The sequence below is a fragment of the Amycolatopsis azurea DSM 43854 genome, from assembly GCF_001995215.1.
GTDB classification, from domain to species: Bacteria; Actinomycetota; Actinomycetes; order Mycobacteriales; family Pseudonocardiaceae; genus Amycolatopsis; species Amycolatopsis azurea.
The window spans coordinates 20,650-37,424 of the sequence record NZ_MUXN01000011.1 but is presented as its reverse complement, the minus strand read 5'-3'; the positions used below and the strand labels follow the sequence as shown (position 1 = coordinate 37,424).

15 protein-coding genes are annotated in these 16,775 nt (G+C 68.1%); 9 read left to right on the top strand and 6 right to left on the bottom strand.

Annotated elements, in window-relative coordinates; translation table 11 throughout:
- Window positions 1-32 precede the first annotated feature (32 nt).
- The 4 genes from B0293_RS14820 to B0293_RS14805 form a co-directional block, all read right to left on the bottom strand.
- Complete coding sequence (locus B0293_RS14820) at window positions 33-1,277, bottom strand: cytochrome P450 (RefSeq protein WP_005157397.1); 1,245 nt, start codon at window positions 1,275-1,277, stop codon at window positions 33-35.
- Window positions 1,274-3,466 (bottom strand): terpene synthase family protein, encoded by a 2,193-nt coding sequence (locus B0293_RS14815; protein ID WP_005157394.1) that lies wholly within the window; start codon window positions 3,464-3,466, stop codon window positions 1,274-1,276. The genes B0293_RS14820 and B0293_RS14815 overlap by 4 nt, the downstream gene beginning before the upstream one ends.
- Before the next feature lie 34 nt (window positions 3,467-3,500).
- A complete protein-coding gene (locus B0293_RS14810; protein WP_039917961.1) occupies window positions 3,501-4,925 on the bottom strand; it encodes a family 2B encapsulin nanocompartment shell protein in 1,425 nt (474 codons plus the stop codon).
- A gap of 511 nt (window positions 4,926-5,436) precedes the next feature.
- Window positions 5,437-5,901 carry a MarR family winged helix-turn-helix transcriptional regulator gene (locus B0293_RS14805; protein WP_005157390.1) on the bottom strand — a complete coding sequence of 155 codons (465 nt, stop codon included), beginning with the start codon at window positions 5,899-5,901 and terminating at the stop codon, window positions 5,437-5,439.
- Window positions 5,902-6,005: 104 nt separating this feature from the next.
- On the opposite strand from B0293_RS14805, the gene B0293_RS14800 reads away from it, so the two are divergent.
- Window positions 6,006-6,938, top strand: a complete 933-nt coding sequence (locus tag B0293_RS14800) for a DUF5996 family protein (protein ID WP_005157388.1) — start codon at window positions 6,006-6,008, stop codon at window positions 6,936-6,938.
- On the opposite strand, the gene B0293_RS14795 is transcribed toward B0293_RS14800, so the two are convergent.
- Window positions 6,935-9,250: an oxygenase MpaB family protein gene (locus B0293_RS14795; protein WP_005157386.1), complete on the bottom strand. Its 2,316-nt coding sequence runs from the start codon at window positions 9,248-9,250 to the stop codon at window positions 6,935-6,937. The two genes, B0293_RS14800 and B0293_RS14795, sit on opposite strands and share 4 nt — an antisense overlap.
- Before the next feature lie 209 nt (window positions 9,251-9,459).
- Between B0293_RS14795 and B0293_RS44265 the strand changes: the two genes are divergently transcribed.
- From B0293_RS44265 to B0293_RS14770, 5 genes are all read left to right on the top strand, one after another.
- Entirely contained in the window at window positions 9,460-9,981 is a 522-nt protein-coding gene (locus B0293_RS44265; protein WP_245191942.1) for a metal transporter, read from the top strand.
- A gap of 5 nt (window positions 9,982-9,986) precedes the next feature.
- Window positions 9,987-11,123 (top strand): sensor histidine kinase, encoded by a 1,137-nt coding sequence (locus B0293_RS14785; protein WP_005157378.1) that lies wholly within the window; start codon window positions 9,987-9,989, stop codon window positions 11,121-11,123.
- A complete protein-coding gene (locus B0293_RS14780) occupies window positions 11,120-11,785 on the top strand; it encodes a response regulator (protein WP_005157375.1) in 666 nt (221 codons plus the stop codon). The genes B0293_RS14785 and B0293_RS14780 overlap by 4 nt, the downstream gene beginning before the upstream one ends.
- A gap of 86 nt (window positions 11,786-11,871) precedes the next feature.
- Window positions 11,872-12,798, top strand: coding sequence for an ABC transporter ATP-binding protein (locus tag B0293_RS14775; RefSeq protein ID WP_039918023.1), 927 nt, complete (start codon window positions 11,872-11,874; stop codon window positions 12,796-12,798).
- Complete coding sequence (locus B0293_RS14770; RefSeq protein ID WP_209437285.1) at window positions 12,780-13,820, top strand: ABC transporter permease subunit; 1,041 nt, start codon at window positions 12,780-12,782, stop codon at window positions 13,818-13,820. The genes B0293_RS14775 and B0293_RS14770 overlap by 19 nt, the downstream gene beginning before the upstream one ends.
- On the opposite strand, the gene B0293_RS14765 is transcribed toward B0293_RS14770, so the two are convergent.
- Window positions 13,786-14,343, bottom strand: coding sequence for a hypothetical protein (locus tag B0293_RS14765; protein WP_005157366.1), 558 nt, complete (start codon window positions 14,341-14,343; stop codon window positions 13,786-13,788). The genes B0293_RS14770 and B0293_RS14765 overlap by 35 nt on opposite strands.
- 564 nt (window positions 14,344-14,907) lie before the next feature.
- Between B0293_RS14765 and B0293_RS14760 the strand changes: the two genes are divergently transcribed.
- The 3 genes from B0293_RS14760 to B0293_RS14750 all read left to right on the top strand — a co-directional run bounded on the left by B0293_RS14760 (window position 14,908) and on the right by B0293_RS14750 (window position 16,775).
- The gene (locus B0293_RS14760; protein ID WP_039918021.1) at window positions 14,908-15,978 is read left to right on the top strand and encodes a DUF4037 domain-containing protein; all 1,071 of its coding nucleotides are present in this window, start codon (window positions 14,908-14,910) and stop codon (window positions 15,976-15,978) included.
- 100 nt (window positions 15,979-16,078) lie between these two features.
- Complete coding sequence (locus tag B0293_RS14755; protein ID WP_005157361.1) at window positions 16,079-16,492, top strand: DUF6292 family protein; 414 nt, start codon at window positions 16,079-16,081, stop codon at window positions 16,490-16,492.
- Between the two features lie 55 nt (window positions 16,493-16,547).
- Complete coding sequence (locus B0293_RS14750) at window positions 16,548-16,775, top strand: hypothetical protein (RefSeq protein WP_005157358.1); 228 nt, start codon at window positions 16,548-16,550, stop codon at window positions 16,773-16,775.

Genomic DNA, 16,775 nt, shown 5'->3' with positions numbered 1-16,775 from the left:
CTCCCCTCCTGCTCAGGTGACTTCCGGTCCGCTCAGGCCAGGACGGTGGGCAGCTTCGCCAGACCGCGCAGGGAGAAGTTGCCTCGCCAGCGGGCCGGGCCTGCCGGTTCGAGCGTGCGGGTGCGGTCGATCAGCCGCCGGACCGCGACCGTCGTCTCCAGCCTGGCCAGCGCGGCGCCGAGGCAGAAGTGGGTGCCCTGGCTGAAGCCGAGATGCCGGCTCCCTCCCCTGGTCAGGTCGAGCCGGTCGGGATCGGGGAAGACCTCCGGATCCCGGTTGGCCGCGCCGAGCAGGGACATCAGTTTGGTGCCCGCCGGCACGGGCTCCTCGCCGATCGTGGTGTCCGTCAACGCGGTGCGGACGACGGTCTGCCCCGGTGTGTCGTACCGCAGGAACTCCTCGACGGCGTTCGCCGTCAGCGACGGGTCCGAGTAGAGGAGGTCGAGCTGCCCGGGATGGGCCAGCAGCGCGTGACTCGCGAGCGCGATGAGGCTCGCGGTCGATTCGTGCCCGGCGACCAGGAACATGATGCAGGTCGAGGACACCTCCGCCGACGAGAGCGCGCCGCCCTCGGCGTGGACGAGGGTGGAAACGAGATCCTCGCGCGGATGACGCCGTCGTAGCTTCGCCAGCTCGTGGAAGTAGGCCGCCGCGTCGAGCATCGCCCTGGCGCGGCGCGCGACCTCCTCCTGGGACAACAGGAAGTCCGGGTCCATGCCGAGCGCGATCGCGTGCGACCACTCGGGGAACGGCGCGCGATCCTCCGGCGGGACGCCGAGCAGTTCGCAGATGATCCGGAAAGGCAGCGGATAGGCGAAGGTCTCGACGAGATCCACCGGGCCGGCGGCCACGATGTCGTCCAGCAGGGCGTCGGCGTGCTCGACGATCCGGCGCCGGAGCCGGGCCACCGCGCGGCCGGTGAAGGCCGACGCGACGAACCGGCGCAACCTGGTGTGCTGCGGTGGGTTCTGCGTCATGAACGAACTGACCGACAGGCCGCTGTCGCGGTCGGTCAGCAGGCCGTCGCGGTCCTGCTCGACGAGCAACGCGCGGGTGCGCAGCGCGCGTGGCTCGCGGTAGCCGAACCGCGGGCCGGTCAGCACGGTGGAGATGTCCGCGTACCGGCTGAGAATCCAGGTCCCGTCCGGGCCTCGGAAGAACGGCGCCTCCTCGCGCAGCCGGTGGAACACGGGATACGGGTCGACCCGGGACGTCGGATCGAACAGGGCGGCGCCGAGTTCGTCGCCCGGCGTGGGCGCCTTTTCGAGGCCTGTCATGCCCGCTCACCTCCGGCACCGGCCAGCGCGCCGATCCGGGCGGCCGACGTGCCGAGGCCGGTGGGCCAGGGCACCATCCGCCACGGCGCCGTCTCCGGTTCCACCTTCGTACCGCCGGTGGCGTACCTGCTCGGCACCACCAGGAGATGCGCCTCGAGTTCAGCGGCGATCACCGTCCGGAACGCGTCGACGACGCCTCGAACCTGGTGCCGGTCCTCGGGCAGGCCCGCGGCCACGGCGCGTTCGAAGTTCCCGAGCTGGGCGGTGGCCAGGCTGTTGGCGAGCTCGATGGCCTGTGCGACGTCGCCACCGAGGAACCGGCGCATGATCTGCACGCCGTTGTTGATGCCGCCGTCTTCCGTTTCCACCTCGCGGGAGAAGGAGACGATGTCGTTGAACAGCACGCGCCAATCCAGGATCGACTCGACCAGTGTCCGGATCAGTTCGCGGGCGGTCTTCCCGGCAGGCAGGGAAAGCCCTTGCGCGTAGAAGAGCAGGGCCATGACGATCTCGAGGCCGCACCCGCGGCGCATCTCGGTGTGGTCGACCGGATCGGGGACACGCCTCTGAACGACGTTGAGGATCTTCCACAAGCTGCCTTCGCACGCTCTCGTGACGCTCGCGGAGAACCAGCGCCGCCAGTCCACCGTCATCGACGGCGCGATGCGTGGCCACAGGTCGGCGATGCCGCGCTCGAGCGGACCGATCGGTGAGGGAAGGTCGCCCGGCCTGCCGACGGGCACGAACTTCGCCAGCCTGTCGGACATCGCCTTGGCCCCCGCGAGATCCCGGCGACGTTCGAAGACGTCCATCAGATCACCGAGGAAATAGACGGCCGTCATCCATTTCGCGGCCAGTTCGAACCGGTCTTCTGGTGCCTCCGGGAACATCAGCGCGGCGTACCGCACGGGATTGGCCGACTCGAAGCCCGCCTCGTCCCACTCCGGCACGCCCGAGCCCAGCATCCCCATTTCGGCGGCCCAGTCCCGAACCCGGCTGTACGCGGTGTCGAGATGCGGATTCCGCCCGCCGGTGTAAGGCATGTGGAAATCGGGAAGATCCACCTGCTCCGCCTCCGGGTCCGGCAGTACCGTCCCCGGAGGCGGAGCGACCGCCGCCACCCTGCGGATGATCCCCAGCCGGGCCAGGGTGGCGGGGTCCCCAGTGGATGGCTCGGATTCCCCGGCCGCGCCGTTTTCGTTGTAGCGGCCCGTGGTCTTCGCCCATTCGAAGTCACCCGCCATGCCCGCGGCCAGCCCCTGGAGGTAAGCGAGGACGTCCAGGCACACGTCCGGTGGCAGGGCGAGGTCCGCGAACAGCAGCGGGAGCTCGACCAGGGCGGCGTTCTCGAACTGCTGCATCCGGGAGGTCGCCAGCTCGTTGACCAGGTCGGCCGCCCGCTGCGGAGTGCAGCCGAGGAACTCCTCGACGACCATGACCCCGTTCTTCTCTCCGGCGAGTTTTTCCTTCTCGTAGGAGAAGATGTCGTTCCGCAGGTGGATACCGTCGGCGAACGTGTCCTTCAGCACCCGCAGCGCACGGGAGCTTTCGACCGCGTGCGGCAGCTCGACACCCACCGCGTGTTCGGCCAGGATCGCGGTCCACAGCGCGCCGCCGGTCTTGCGCCGGAGCTGGACGTAGCTGATCGGATCCGGCACGACGTCCACGCGCGCGTTGGCGACCTCGCGCAGCGGTTCTTCCAGCATGTCCCCGGTCAACCCGGCGAACCGGGCCGACCACTCCGGGGACATCGTCGAGATCGTCCGGGGCCAAAGGTCGGCGAGACCGGCCTCCACCGGGTTGCCGGGCGACGGTGGCGCCTCGCCCGGCGTGCTCGGCATGTAGCGCAGGAGCGCGTCGATGTGCTCCCGCGCGCCTGCCAGGTCGCCCGTGTGCTGGTAGGCCCGCAAGAACCGGTCGTCGTAGTAGAAGATCCAGGTGTGCCACTCGGCCAGCAGATCCAGCTCCGGCCCCGGTGCGTCGGGGTACTGCAACGCGCCGAACAGGGCGAAGTCCATGTCGTCGAACTTCCGCTCGTCCCAGACGTCCGCCGCGTCCGGCGTCTCCCGCGAGGGCAGGATCCCGACCTCGACCGCCCAGGCCTTCACGTTGGCCCGCGCGGAGTCCACTTGCGGATTGCACCGGGCCGGGTAGGGCACGTACATTCCCGGCCGTTCGAAGGAAGCCATCTTCTGCCATCTCCCGGATTCCTGGAGGGGGTTTTCAGCCAGCGGAAGGCGCCACACTCACGTTTTCCAGCAAGCCGACCGCGTCGGGCACGAGAACGGCGACCGAGTAGTAGGCGGACACCAGGTACGAGATGATCGCCTGGTCGGTGATGCCCATGAACCGCACCGACACACTGGGCTGGTATTCATCCGGAATTCCGGCTTGGTGCAGCCCGACGACGCCCTGATTCTCCTCGCCGGTACGCAACGCGAGAATATGCGAAGTCTCGTTCGCGCCGATTTTTATCTTGTTGCACGACAGCAGCGGAACGCCGCGCCACGCGATCGTCCTGCCGTCGCCGATCTCGACCGAGTCGGGATAGATGCCCATCCGGGTGCATTCACGGCCGAACGCCGCGATGGTGCGCGGATGGGCGAGCAGGTATTGGGTGTTCCTGCGCCGGGAAAGCAACTCGTCGAGGTCGTCCGGAGTCGGCGGGCCGGAGCGCGCCTGAACACGTTGTTCGTAGGCTGTGTTGTGCAGCAGGCCGAATTCCCTGTTGTTGATCATCTCGTTTTCCTGGCGCTCGCGGAGCGCCTCGACGGTCAACCGCAGTTGTTCCTCGGTCTGGTTCATCGGGTCGTTGAACAGGTCGGCCACCCTGGTGTGCACCCGGAGCACGGTCTGGGCCACGCTGAGCTGGTACTCGCGCGGGGCGAGTTCGTAGTCCACGAACGTCCCGGCCAGCTCGGGCTCTCCGTCATGCCCGGACGAGACGGTGATATCGGCCTCGCCACGTCTGTTCTGCGGCAGGGCACGTTCGTCCCGATACCGCTCGGCGTGTGCTCGCAGCGATTCGGACTGGTCGGCGACCTGCTCGAAAGCCTGCTTGGACGCGGTGAGCACCGTGGTCGCGGTGAGTGCCCGGACCGTGAACGGCCACTCGGTCTGGTCGGCTTCGAGTGCCTGGTAGCTGATGTGGTCACCGTCGGCCAGTACGTCGAGTACCGCCGGATCGCCGTACGGGCCGGTGACGGTCCGCTGGAGTCTCCCGTGTGCGATCAGGATTATCCGGTCGGCCGGTTGCCCTTGCTCGAACAGGGTGTCGCCCGCCGAGAACTCCTGCCTGCCGAACCGGCCGGCCAGCGCGTCGAGGGCCTCGGCGTCGTCGAAACCGCGCAGTGCGGCCATCTCCGCCAGTTCCGCGGGGACGACCCGGACGTCGGAGCCGGATTGGACGAAGGTGATCTTCCCGTCGCCCGCCGTGTAGCTCAGCCGGCGGTTGACCCGGTACGTGCCGCCGCCGACCTGTACCCAGGGCAGGACCTTCAGCAGCCAGCGGGACGAAATCGCCTGCATCTGCGGCGGTGTCTTGGTGGTCGTGGCCAGGTTCCGCGCGGCAGCCGTGCTCAAGCTCAACTGCCCGTTCGGGGACTGCTCGCTCTCCGCGGCACTCGGCTCGGCAATCTCAGTTGACATGGATAGCTTCTTTTCTGTCGCCGGTTCTGGAAATGAGAACTGAAAGCGCATTTCGACAGCACCCGCCTTTTTCGGCGGGCGAGCACACGAAACCATGCGAATTATCGCACGCATATCGAGAATCTCGATGTACGTCGATTTGCGGCGGTTCATCACCCTAGCCGGGCGCCGCGAACACTGTCAACGACGGTCCCCACATTCTGCGATCACGCACATTGATCACCCTGTTGGAGTAGGAGGATCACAATTCCTCCATTTGGCGGGAACAGGTGAAAATTGGTTGGAACAAGTTTCGATCTAGCGCAGGAACCGCAATAAAGATCTCGCGACCGATAAGCGAATTCGATCGGTTCTCACCGATGAAATTGGTCAGGGAGATGACTTTGGACCCTATATGCCCGAAGCGCGGCCGGTACCGCGAGGAGTCGCTCGCGTCCCCACGATCGCCGTCGCCGCCTACGTCATCCAACGGTCGACAGCACTGTCCACAAGAGACCGTGACCGGAGAGTGTCATCCGTCGTCGTCGGGCAGTCGTTCCAGGACTCGTTCGAGCGCGGGCCCGATGACGTCGATTTCGGCGTCGGTGAGCGCGCCGACGAAATACTGCCGGACGGCGGCGACGTGCGCGGGAGCGGCGGCGACGATGGCCGTCCGTCCCGCGTCGGTGAGCCGGACCATCGATCCGCGCGCGTCCTCGCTGCACTCCTCACGGGCGACGAGACCACGCTTCTCCATCCGGATGACCTGGTGGGAGATCCGGCTGCGCTCCCAGCCGACCATCCGGCCGAGATCACGCGCCCGCAGCACCCCGTCCGGGGCTTCCGACAGCGGCACCAACAGGGTGTATTCCGCGGCGGACAGTCCCGCGTCCTGGATCAGCTGACGCTCCAGCACCGCGGTCAGCCGCGGCAGCACGCTGACCATCCCGCGCCACGCGCGCGCCTCCCGCTCGTCCAGCCAGCGCACCTCACCCATGGGCGGAGCCTATCAGCGATGTTGACGCGTCATCAAAATCTCAGTAGATGTGGACACGTCAACAAACAGGGCGAGCGCCTGACGAGAGAAGGATGCGAGAGCCGATGACCAGCCCCGCGACGACGAAGTGGCCGAGCCTGCGGGTCTCGGACTGGACGCCCACCCGCGAGACCCTGCACATGTGGACCCAGATCGTGGGCAAGATCCGCATGGCCCACGCTCCCCTGCTCAACCACTGGTGGCAGGTGACGCTGTATGTCAGCCCGCGCGGGTTGACGACGTCGACGATCCCGCACCGCTCGGGGGCCTTCGAGATCGAGTTCGACTTCGTCGGCCACCAGCTCGAGATCCGCAGCAGCGGCGGCGGCACCCGGAGCCTCCCGCTCCGGCCGATGCCGGTCGCCGAGTTCTACACCCGGATCCTCGACCTGCTCGACCAGCTCGGGATCGAGGCCGAGATCCGGCCGCACCCCAACGAGGTCGAGCCCGCGATCCCCTTCGCCGAAGACCACACCCATGCCTCCTACGACGGCGAAGCGGCCACCCTGTTCTGGCGACAGCTACTCCAGGCGAACCGGGTGATCGGCGAGTTCCGGTCCCACTTCGTCGGCAAGGTCAGTCCCGTCCATTTCTTCTGGGGAGCCATGGATCTCGCCTGCACCCGCTTCTCCGGGCGGACCGCGCCGCCACACCCCGGCGGAGCACCCAACTGCGGGGACTGGGTCATGGTCGAGGGCTACTCCCGGGAACTGTCCAGCTGCGGCTTCTGGCCCGGCGGCGGCGAGGAAGGCGCCTTCTACTCCTACGCCTACCCCGCACCCGACGGGTTCGCCGATCAGCCGGCCGGCCCCGACGGCGCCTACTACAGCACCGAATTCCAGCAGTTCCTGCTGCCCTACGAAGCCGTCCGCGCCGCATCCGACCCCGACCGCACCGTCGCGGATTTCCTGCACACCACCTACGAGGCAGCCGCGAACCTAGGCGACTGGGACCGTTCCGCGCTGGAAGACGACCCCTTGCGGTGGCACGGAAACTAGGGACCGGCCGGCAACGTCCAGTCCTCCCTGTCGGCGTCGAGCAGCGCCTCCCCCACGACTTCGGACAGCGTGCGCGTCCAGACGTTGTGCTCGTCGAGCGAGCCGGCGGGGAGGCCTGCCAGCGCGGTGATCGGGCCGCCGAAACCGAGCCAGGCGACGAGGTCGAGCCGTTCGACCCCGAGCAGATCCGGCAGTTCGTCCCGGGAGAGTGTCCGGACCACACCGGTGAAAACCCCTCCCAGTTCACGGGGCAGCGCGTCGTGGAAGCGCCGTTCCAGCGCCGCCGTGAGCTCTTTGCCCGCCGTGGACTCGGTGCGGCCACGCTGCCAGATCGTGTCCATCAGAGTGACCGCTTCGTCATAGGTCGCGGGCAGCAACCTCCGGTCGACGCCCATCAGGTGCCCCACCACGGACATGATGTGGAAGCAGTCGTCGCGGTCGCGTTCCGACGGCCCGGCGCACAGCTTCTTCAGCCCCTCCGGCAGGCATACGGACAACGTCCCCACGGTCGCGGCCAGGTCCTCCTGGTTCGCGGGCGGGTCCTCCGCGCCGGAGCGCGAGTGGTAGCGAGTCGTCGCGTGCAGCAGCCGGATCTTCCGCACTGTCCGCAGACCCCGTCCGCCCGGTTCCAGCAGACCGCCATCCGTCAAGACATCCCGGAGCAGCCGCGCGGATTCCATGCCCAGGCGCGTGTGCCGCAGCCTTGGGGCCGAGCCGTAGCGGACCGGCAGCGCGTAGCCGTACAGCGCCGTCGCCAGATGCGGCGCGAAGCGATCCCACAACCCTTGCCCACGCTCGATCACCTCGCGATCCGCCCACTCCGGCAGTCCGGGCGACTCAGCGAAATACCGGCGCAACAGCGGCGGCAAACCCTCCGGCACCTCGTCTCCGTTGCGCGGGAACCCGGCCAGCAGCTCGTTCACCCTGTCCACCTCGCCGAGCTCGTACAACTCGGCGACCGCGGCATCGGCCGCCGGGTCACCGACCTGACGCAGCGAGTCGAGCGTCCGGTCGTCGACCTGTGCCAGGGTCACCTTCCCGAAGCCCGGCCACGATCCGAGCGGGCGAGGCGCCTCGGGAGCGCGTCCGTCGGACCTGGCCGCGAAATGGTCCAGAAGGATGTTCCGCAGGTTCTCCGCGACCTCTTCGGAGATCGGGATCGCGTAAGAGTCATCCCGTGCGGTCTCGATCTCGTACAGGGTCAGGCACATCCGCCACCGATCGATCCGGGAGTTGAACTTCTCCTCGTGCGTGGTCCCCCTGTCACCTCCCCAGGAGCGGATGAGGCTGTGCGCGGCCGACACATCTTCCTTCTCGTCCTCGACGATCGCGAAGTAGTTGTACCGCCCGTCGTCGGGTCCGCTCCCGCTCTCCCACCCGTCCAGGATCGTCCCCAGCCGTTCGGCGGTCGCCTGGTCGATCTCGGTACGTCGCGCGGGATCGTCGAGGACACACTTCGTCCGGCGGCCACCCCACAGGCCGTCGCGGTACGACTCTTCGTACAGACCGCCGTCCTTTTCCCAGGCGCGCACCACCGCCGCCGGCTGCCCGTCGTCGTGCAGCCACGTGTAATGCCGCGTCCGCGAGCTGTCCGGGCGCGGCCGCCATCGCTCGACGAGGTCGGCGGCAGCCTGCTCCGTGAGCGGAACCAGGGTCCCGTGGCAGTAGCCGTACCGGACGTCGGAAACGACGTTGGTCGTGGCCCATTCGTCACCCCGGACGAAGCGTTGTGTTCCTTCGGGCCCCACTCGCGCGATCGCGGCAGGGTGCTCCACGTCGGGATACAGGGGGTTGACGATCGAGTAGTGGTGGACTTCCGCGCCCCCGAACGCGCGCCGGATCAGCACCTGCTCCAGCCGGTCGAGGTCCTCGCTGGTGATCTGCACCCGCCTGCCGGGCACCCGCCCGCTCTTCCACACGAGGCCAGGCGTGAACGACGACTCGTATTTGCTCGGGTAGTGCTGCCGCACGATGGTCAGCGGGTCGTCGAGCGGGTGCTCCGGAGTCTCGATCGCGTAGTAGAACCATTGCGTTCCGAAGCCCTCGGCGGCGTCACGGGTGAGGGCGTGCGGGTATGGATCGCGATCCTCGAGCGGCCCCGTCGGCAACAGATCGGGAAGCAGCCGCAGTGCTCGCACTTCGGTGATCGCGACGTTCACGAACCATTCGCGGCACAACGGATCGGCCCTCTCCCAACCGTACGAGGGCACATACATCTCTTCACGAGAACCGTGGATTCGCAGGATCAGCAACGGGTTCTCGATCGGACGATCCGAGTCGAGGAGTGCGATGTAGCGATAACGAGGCGTCATGTCAGTCCCCCAAGAACTCTATGACCCGGGACAGGACTCTACCACGATCATGACTGTCCCATGTGGACTGTCGGCGTGATGTGCGCCGGATCACGAGGTCCGGGCGCCCGCCCGGCGGTATCGATTATCGGCCTGAAGCACGGTTTTTCCGCGCCTTCCTGTACTTTCGGCTGATTCGCCGCGCACCCGCGCTTCCTACCCTCGGCGACATGACTTCAGCGGAACGGCCGGCGGGAATGCTGGTCGACGTCGGGCTCGGCATCGTGTTCGTCGCGGGAATCGGCTTCACGGCGTACATGCTCATGGACAGCTGGGGCGGCGCGTCCTGGGTGCTGACCTCGGTCGTCTCGGTGGTGGTCTGCGCTCTCGCTCTGTCGCGCGAAAAACAGAAGGCCTTGTTCGCGGGCGCGGGAGTGGCCGTCACTGCGTTCGCCGTCGCGGCGTCTTTGCTCGCCGGGGATTCACTGCCGCAGGAGCCCGCGCCCATCACGGCGCTGGCCATGGCGGTGCTCGTCGGCTCCGCGCTCAGGACCTTGCCGATCGGGGCGGCCGCCGGCATCGCCCTCGGCGGCGTCGCGGTGGTCTTCGGTGCCTGGCTCGACGGCCGGGCCGCGGTGACCTTTCTGGCCACCGCGGCGCTGGCCGTCGCGCTCGTGCTGGGACCGGTGATGCGGGCCATCGACCACACGTCACGAATCAGCCGTCCGCACGACGGCGACTCGGTAATCTGATCGCCGTGGCCATTCCGGATCGCTGGGTCAAGGTCGTTTCCGACGCCGGGCTCGGCGCTCTGTTCCTTGTCGCGGTCATGATCCAGGTCGCCGCGCTCGCGGCGAGCTGGGGCGGCGCGTCCTGGGTTCAAGGCGCCCTCGCGGCCGTCGTGGTGTGCGGGCTCGCTCTGGTACGCCGTCGCGAGCGCACCTGGACCGCCGTCGCCGGGCTCGCCGTCGCGGCGCTCACGATCCTGGTCGGCCTGCTGCCGGACGTCCGTCTTCCCGCCGAACCGGGACCGGCCATGGCGCTGGGCCTCGCGGTGCTCATCGGGTCCGCGGTCCGGACACTGGCGCCGGTGCGTGCCGGTGCCATCGCGGGCGCCGGGCTGCTGCTGATCGCCGCCCAGCTCGCCGTCACCCCCGCGTCGGCGGTTCCCCCGATCGCCGCCGCGATCTGGCTGGCGGGGGTCACGGCGGGGCTGGCGCTGCGCCTGCACGACGGCAGGGCGCGAGCGGCCGCCGACCGGGTGCGCCGGGCCGAACGTCTGGAACTGGCAAGGGAACTGCACGACATCGTGGCCCACCATCTGACCGGGATGCTGATCCAGGCGCAGGCCGCGCAGGTCGTCGCACGGCGGAATCCGGAAAGGGTCCCGGAATCGCTGGCCGAGATCGAGGCCGCGGGCTCCGACGCCATGGTGGCGATGCGCCGCGTCGTCGAACTGTTGCGTGACAACGACGACACGGCCCCCGCTTCGCCGGAACCGGAAGGACTGGGTGAGCTGGTCGAGCGGTTCGCCAAGCAGCACGCGAACGTCCGGCTCACCGCTCCCGGCGACGAGACGGACTGGCCGCCCGAGGTCACCAGCACCGTGTACCGGATCGTCCAGGAAGCGTTGACGAACGTGCTGCGGCACGCACCGCACGCCCGTTCGGTCGACGTGACCGCCTGCCGCGACGCCGAGGGGGTCACCGTCGAAGTCGTCGACGACGCCCCGCCGGGTTCGGCCCGGCCTCGCCACCGCGGCGGGTACGGTCTGATCGGTATGCGTGAACGTGTCGAGACACTCGGCGGGACACTGTCCGCCGGTCCGCGGCCCTCGGGTGAGGGCTGGTCCGTGCGGGCCACGTTGCCCGTTCCCGGCGAGGAGCCTCGATGACCATCAAGATCCTCCTGGCCGACGACCAGGCGATGATCCGCGCAGGTCTGCGGCTGATCCTTGAGGACCAGCCCGACATCGAGGTCGTCGGGGAAGCCGGCGACGGCGCGGAAGCGATCGCCCTGGCCAGGCGGCTGCGGCCGGACGTGTGCCTGGTGGACGTCAGAATGCCCAAGCTCGACGGCATCCAGGTCACCCGCACGCTGGCGGGCCCCGGGGTGACCGATCCGATGCGGATCGTCGTGGTCACCACTTTCGATCTCGACGAGTACGTCTACGGTGCGCTGCGCGGTGGCGCGGTCGGTTTCGTGCTCAAGGACGCCGGGCCCGCCCTGCTCGTCGAGGCGGTGCGAGCCGCCCACAACGGCGAGGCGCTCGTTTCGCCGTCGATCACCATCAGGCTGCTCAAGCACCTGAACGGCACCGGCGAGATGTCGCAGGCCGACCCCGCGAAAGCGGCATCGTTGTCCGGGCGCGAAGTGGAGGTCGTGCGGACCATCGCGCGGGGTCTGTCCAACCGGGAGATCGCGGCCGAGCTGTTCATCTCCCTCAGCACGGTCAAAAGCCACGTCTCCGGGATCCAGGCCAAGCTCGGCGTGCGCAACCGGGTCGGGATCGCCGCATGGGCCTGGGAAACCCGGCTCGTCACGAGCACCACCTGACGAACCGGTCACAAGTACGGTCGCCGAAAGCGAAACCGTACTTCGGGCCGATGTCCGGGAAGATCGGGAAATTCCAGGATGAGGGCATGCCACACGCAGACTCACCTCCGGTCTTCCACGCGACGGGCCTGGCCAAGAAGTACGGCCGTCGCGGCGAACAAGCACTCGCCGATGTGAATTTCACCGTCCCCGCCGGCCGGATCATCGGGCTGGTCGGCCCGAACGGAGCGGGCAAATCGACCCTGCTGCAGCTGGCCTGTGGCCTGATCGAGCCGACGGCGGGATCGTTGTCCGTGCTCGGATCCCGCCCGGCGGCGAGTGCGGCGCACCTGGCGAGGGTCGGGTTCGTCGCGCAGAACACCCCGGTGTACGGGTCGTTCAGCGTGGCCGAGCACCTGACGTTCGGCGCGAAGACGAACCCGGGTTGGGACCAGGCGCTGGCCGAACGTCGCATCCGGCAGGCAGGGCTGAATCCGAAGCAGAAGGCGGGACGACTGTCCGGTGGTCAGCGCGCACAACTCGCACTGACCGTCGCGGCCGCCAAGCGCCCGGAACTGCTCCTCTTCGACGAACCGGCAGCCGCACTGGATCCGTTGGCTCGCAAAGGTTTCCTGCGCAACTTGATGGAGTTCGTGCTCGAACTCGGCGCGAGCGCGGTGCTGTCGTCCCACCTGCTCGACGACATCGAGCAGGTATGCGACCACCTCATCGTGCTGTGCGACTCGCGGGTGCAGGTCGCGGGCGACGTCCGCGATCTGCTGGCGAGTCACGCCCGGCTGGTCGCGCCGCGCGACGGGCTGAACCGGCTTCCCGCCGGCGTCGAGGTCATCCGGACGGAACACCGCGGTCACTACAGCCACGCGGTCATCCGCGGCGGCACCAGGCCTGGGTCGCTGCCGTACTCCGTCGAGCCGGTTTCGCTCGAAGAACTCGTCCTCGCGTACATGAGCAGGGCGGCGGACACGGGGACTGGCATGAACATCGAGACCGCAGCATGGGAGAGCCGGCGATGATGTGGCTGAGCTGGCGGCAGTTCCGCGTCCAAGCCTTGTCCGGCGCGGTGGTGCTGGGCGTGATCGTCGCCTGCCTGCTGTACCTGGGCGCGGACATCCGGGAGGGCCACGACCTCTTCCAGGCCGGCTGTCGCGGCCAAGCCGGCTGCGCGCAGGCCAAGGCGGAGTTCCGCGGCGCCTACGAGAACACGCTGCTGTTCCTCGCGGCGGGCCTCGCCCTGATCCCCGCGATCATCGGGACATTCTGGGGCGCACCGCTGATCGCGCGGGAACTCGAGGGAAACACCCATACGCTGGCGTGGAACCAAAGCGTCACCCGCCGACGCTGGCTGCTCACCAAGATCCTGATCGTGGGCATCGCCGCCATGGTCCTCACCGGAGCGGCGGGCACGACGCTCACCTGGGCGGCCGCGCCTTTCGACGAGGTGGTCAAGAACCAGTTCAGCACCTTCGTCTTCGGCGCACGGAACATCGCACCGTTCGGGTACGCCGCGCTGGCGTTCACCTTGGGCACCCTCGCCGGGCTGCTGCTGAAGCGGACGCTGCCCGCGATGGCGCTCACCCTCGTCGGGTTCATCGTCTTCCAGTTCTTCTTCGCCACCATGGTGCGGCCCAACCTGGTACCCGCCGAGCACGCCAGACTGCCGATGACCGCGGAGGCGATCAACGAGGCCCAGAACCTGGGCAGCATCACCGGTGGCTCGGTCATCAACGGGGTGCGCGTCCCGGACGCGCCCGACGCCTGGGTCGCCGAAACGAGCCCGCTGCGCACCCCGGACGGCAAGACCATGGACGGCGGCAAGTTCAGCGCCTGCATCACCAATCCGCCCGAAACCGGTGCGGGTGGCACGTTCGGCGACGCCGCGGTGTGCCTGGCGAAGTACGACCTCCACGTCGACGTCAGCTACCAGCCCACCGGTCGCTTTTGGACGTTCCAGATCCTGGAGACTCTGGTTTACCTCGCGCTCAGCGGGACTCTCGTCGCGCTCAGCCTCGTCCGGATACGACACCGGGTGACCTGACAGACTTCGGAACTCGCGCGTCCCGCCACGAACCCGGCGACCGCCGATAACCCTCTTCATCACTCACGACTACCCGTGGCCGCCCAATGCCGTATCGCGGCGCGCATCTGCATGTCGTGGCTGAGCGCGGGTGGTTCATGTCCTCGACACCCCAACGGTGGACACGGACGCGGTAAGGCCCGGGATCGGCGAGCCGGAGAGTGCCGGTGTCGGGCGCTGTCGCCATCGCGCCCTGGGCCGAGATTTCCGGGACGGTGAACAGAACCGTCAGTGTTTCGGTCTCGCTGTGCGGCGGCGCGGTGGTGGCGGGTTCGTCGTCCCAGGCTTCGAGGTGGACCAGAGCGTAGGCGGCGGGGTCGCCCGCGACGAAGATCGCGAGGGCGTCCCGCATCGGCAGTATCAGATCGTGCTGGTGGTCGAACGGGAATCGCGGAGGCTCGGCAAGCCCCCGCGACTGGATGACGAAGTGCTGGTACTCGATACCGACCAGGCCCTGGACCGGCTGGGTCAGGAGTGTCGCCATGACCGTGACTGTAGTGGCCCGAAGGGCTGGGGCCGACGCACGAATGCCCTTTTCGTCAAGACGCAAAGGTGTTGCAGCGACCGGTCACTCGCCTTCAACCTGATCATGCGTCCGAGGTACGGACGTGATCGACAGGGGAAGGAACCCATTATGCGGAAGGCAATCCCCAGGGCCGCACTCGCTACCGGGATCGCGGTCGCCGCGCTACCGCTCGGCATGGCGTCGGCGAACGCCGCGCCCGTGGCGGCGGAACCGGCCCAGCAGGCCGGGACCGCCGGAATGAGGTTCTACGACGACTACTGGTCGCTGAAGTCGTGCAAGACGGTGGGCAAGTGGGGGCTGAAGATCGGCAAGTGGTCGGTGTACAAGTGCCTTCTCGGAACAGGTAGTCCACTTTCTCGGCCAGGGATCGCGGTAAGGGCTGCTCCTCCTTCACCGTCTACCTCCCACTGCCGCCGTACCCCAGGTGAGATCAGTTTACTGATCGGCCGCGCCCTTCGCTCGCCCTCGCCGCGCTGAATATCGACTGGCCCGTCCCGGTGCGCTCCTGCCAGAGTGGCCCGCGTGACACGATCCTTCATTCCCGGTCTCGAGCTGGCCGGACTGTTCTACACCGAGGTCGTCGCCCCGATCCTGGACAGCGCGCTGAACGGGGTGCCGTACTCGGCGGCGCTGATCGGCTGGGGTTCGGAGGTGCAAGGCTTCGACACAGTGCGCTCCACCGATCACGCCTGGGGGCCGCGGATGCAATTGTTCCTTGGCAGCGCGGACTTCCTCGCCCGCCGCGACGATCTGGACGCCCTGCTCGATCGTGAGCTGCCGGTCGAATTCCGTGGTCACCCGGTCCGCTTCGCCTTCCCGCCGGACGCGCCGTCCCGGCACTGGGTACACGTCACCGACCTGGGGGATTTCTTCACCGAGCAACTCGGCGCGGACCCGGCCGACGGTCTGTCGATCTCCACCTGGCTGACGGTTCCGACGCAGGTGTTGCGTGAGCTGACCGGTGGCGTGGTCTTCCACGACGGGCTGGGTCTGCTGGAGCCTTACCGAAAGCTGCTCGCCTGGTTCCCGGACGACGTCTGGCGCTACGTCCTGGCTTGTCAGTGGATGCGCTTGTCGCAGGAGGAGCCGTTCGTCGGCCGCTGCGGCGAAGTCGGAGACGAACTGGGATCCGCGGTGGTCGCCGCTCGGCAGGTCCGTGACCTGATGAAGCTGTGCCTGATGATGAACCGGGTTTATCCGCCCTACAGCAAGTGGCTGGGCACCGCCTTCGCCGCGCTGCCCTGCGCCCAGGAGCTGACCCCGCACCTGTCCGGCGCGCTGTCCGCGCAAAGCTGGCAGGAACGGGAGCGGCACCTTTCCCTCGCCTACGAGATCGCCGGTCGGCTGCACAACGACCTCGGTCTCACCGAGCCGATGGACGTCAAGGTCCGCTACTTCCACGACCGGCCGTTCCGGGTCCTGGACGCCTATCGGTTCACCGACGCCCTTGTCTCGACGATCGGTGACGCGGCCGTGCGGGCGCTGCCCCCGGTCGGTGCGATCGATCAGTACGTCGACAGCACGGACCTCACCGACCGGGGTCACGCGGAATTGCGTCGCCGCTACGTCTCAGGCCCCGGACTCGACGTTTGAACCGCCCCACCAGTGGTCATTCTGCGCTCGGGCGGGGCGTTCCCGTTGTCGCGTCAAGCAGTCGGCGCCGCATCGCGACGAGACTACAAGGGACGATGGCATGGAATCGGAATTCGGCGGAGCGGCAGTCCGGGGTTTGCACCGTTACGTCCGGCTCGTGATCGACGACCTGAGGCTGAGCGGAAACGCTTACTACCTCCAACTCGATCCCACCGCCGGGGCGTACATCGCCTTGGACCGGACGCTGCCCGGCCATCCCGGGTGCGACGTCGCACTGGTGTGGAACGAACGCGAAGGATGGGCCCTCGCCCTCGAGACCGACAGCCGGGAAGACCTGATCGTGGTCGACCGCCTCGGCACCGAGATCCTTCCTTCGCCCCGGGTGGTGGCCAAGTTCACGCGAGACGCCTACGCAAGTGAACCCATGGGCGACACTGGGGATTCCCCGGTTCCGATCTGCCACGACCTCGCCGAGCGACTGGCCGCGTACGCCCCCGCCGCCCTCCCCGCCTAGGTCGACCACCGTCGAGTCGTCCGACGTAGACTTCACAGCACGTGGAGGTGGTGAAGTGACGGACGAACAGCTGCTCATCGAATTCGCACTGACCCGCCTGGACAATCCCGGCCTCGATCTCGAGGAAGTGGCCACGTTGACCGTGCGGCGTCTCGGCGACGACCGAATGCTGGATTTCGCCGGGCTCACTCTCGCCAGCCGCGGAGAACTACGCGGGGCCGCGTTCCCCGCCGCGGTCGAGCACGTGCTCCGGGTCGTCCTGACCTTGCGCGGACCGGACTAG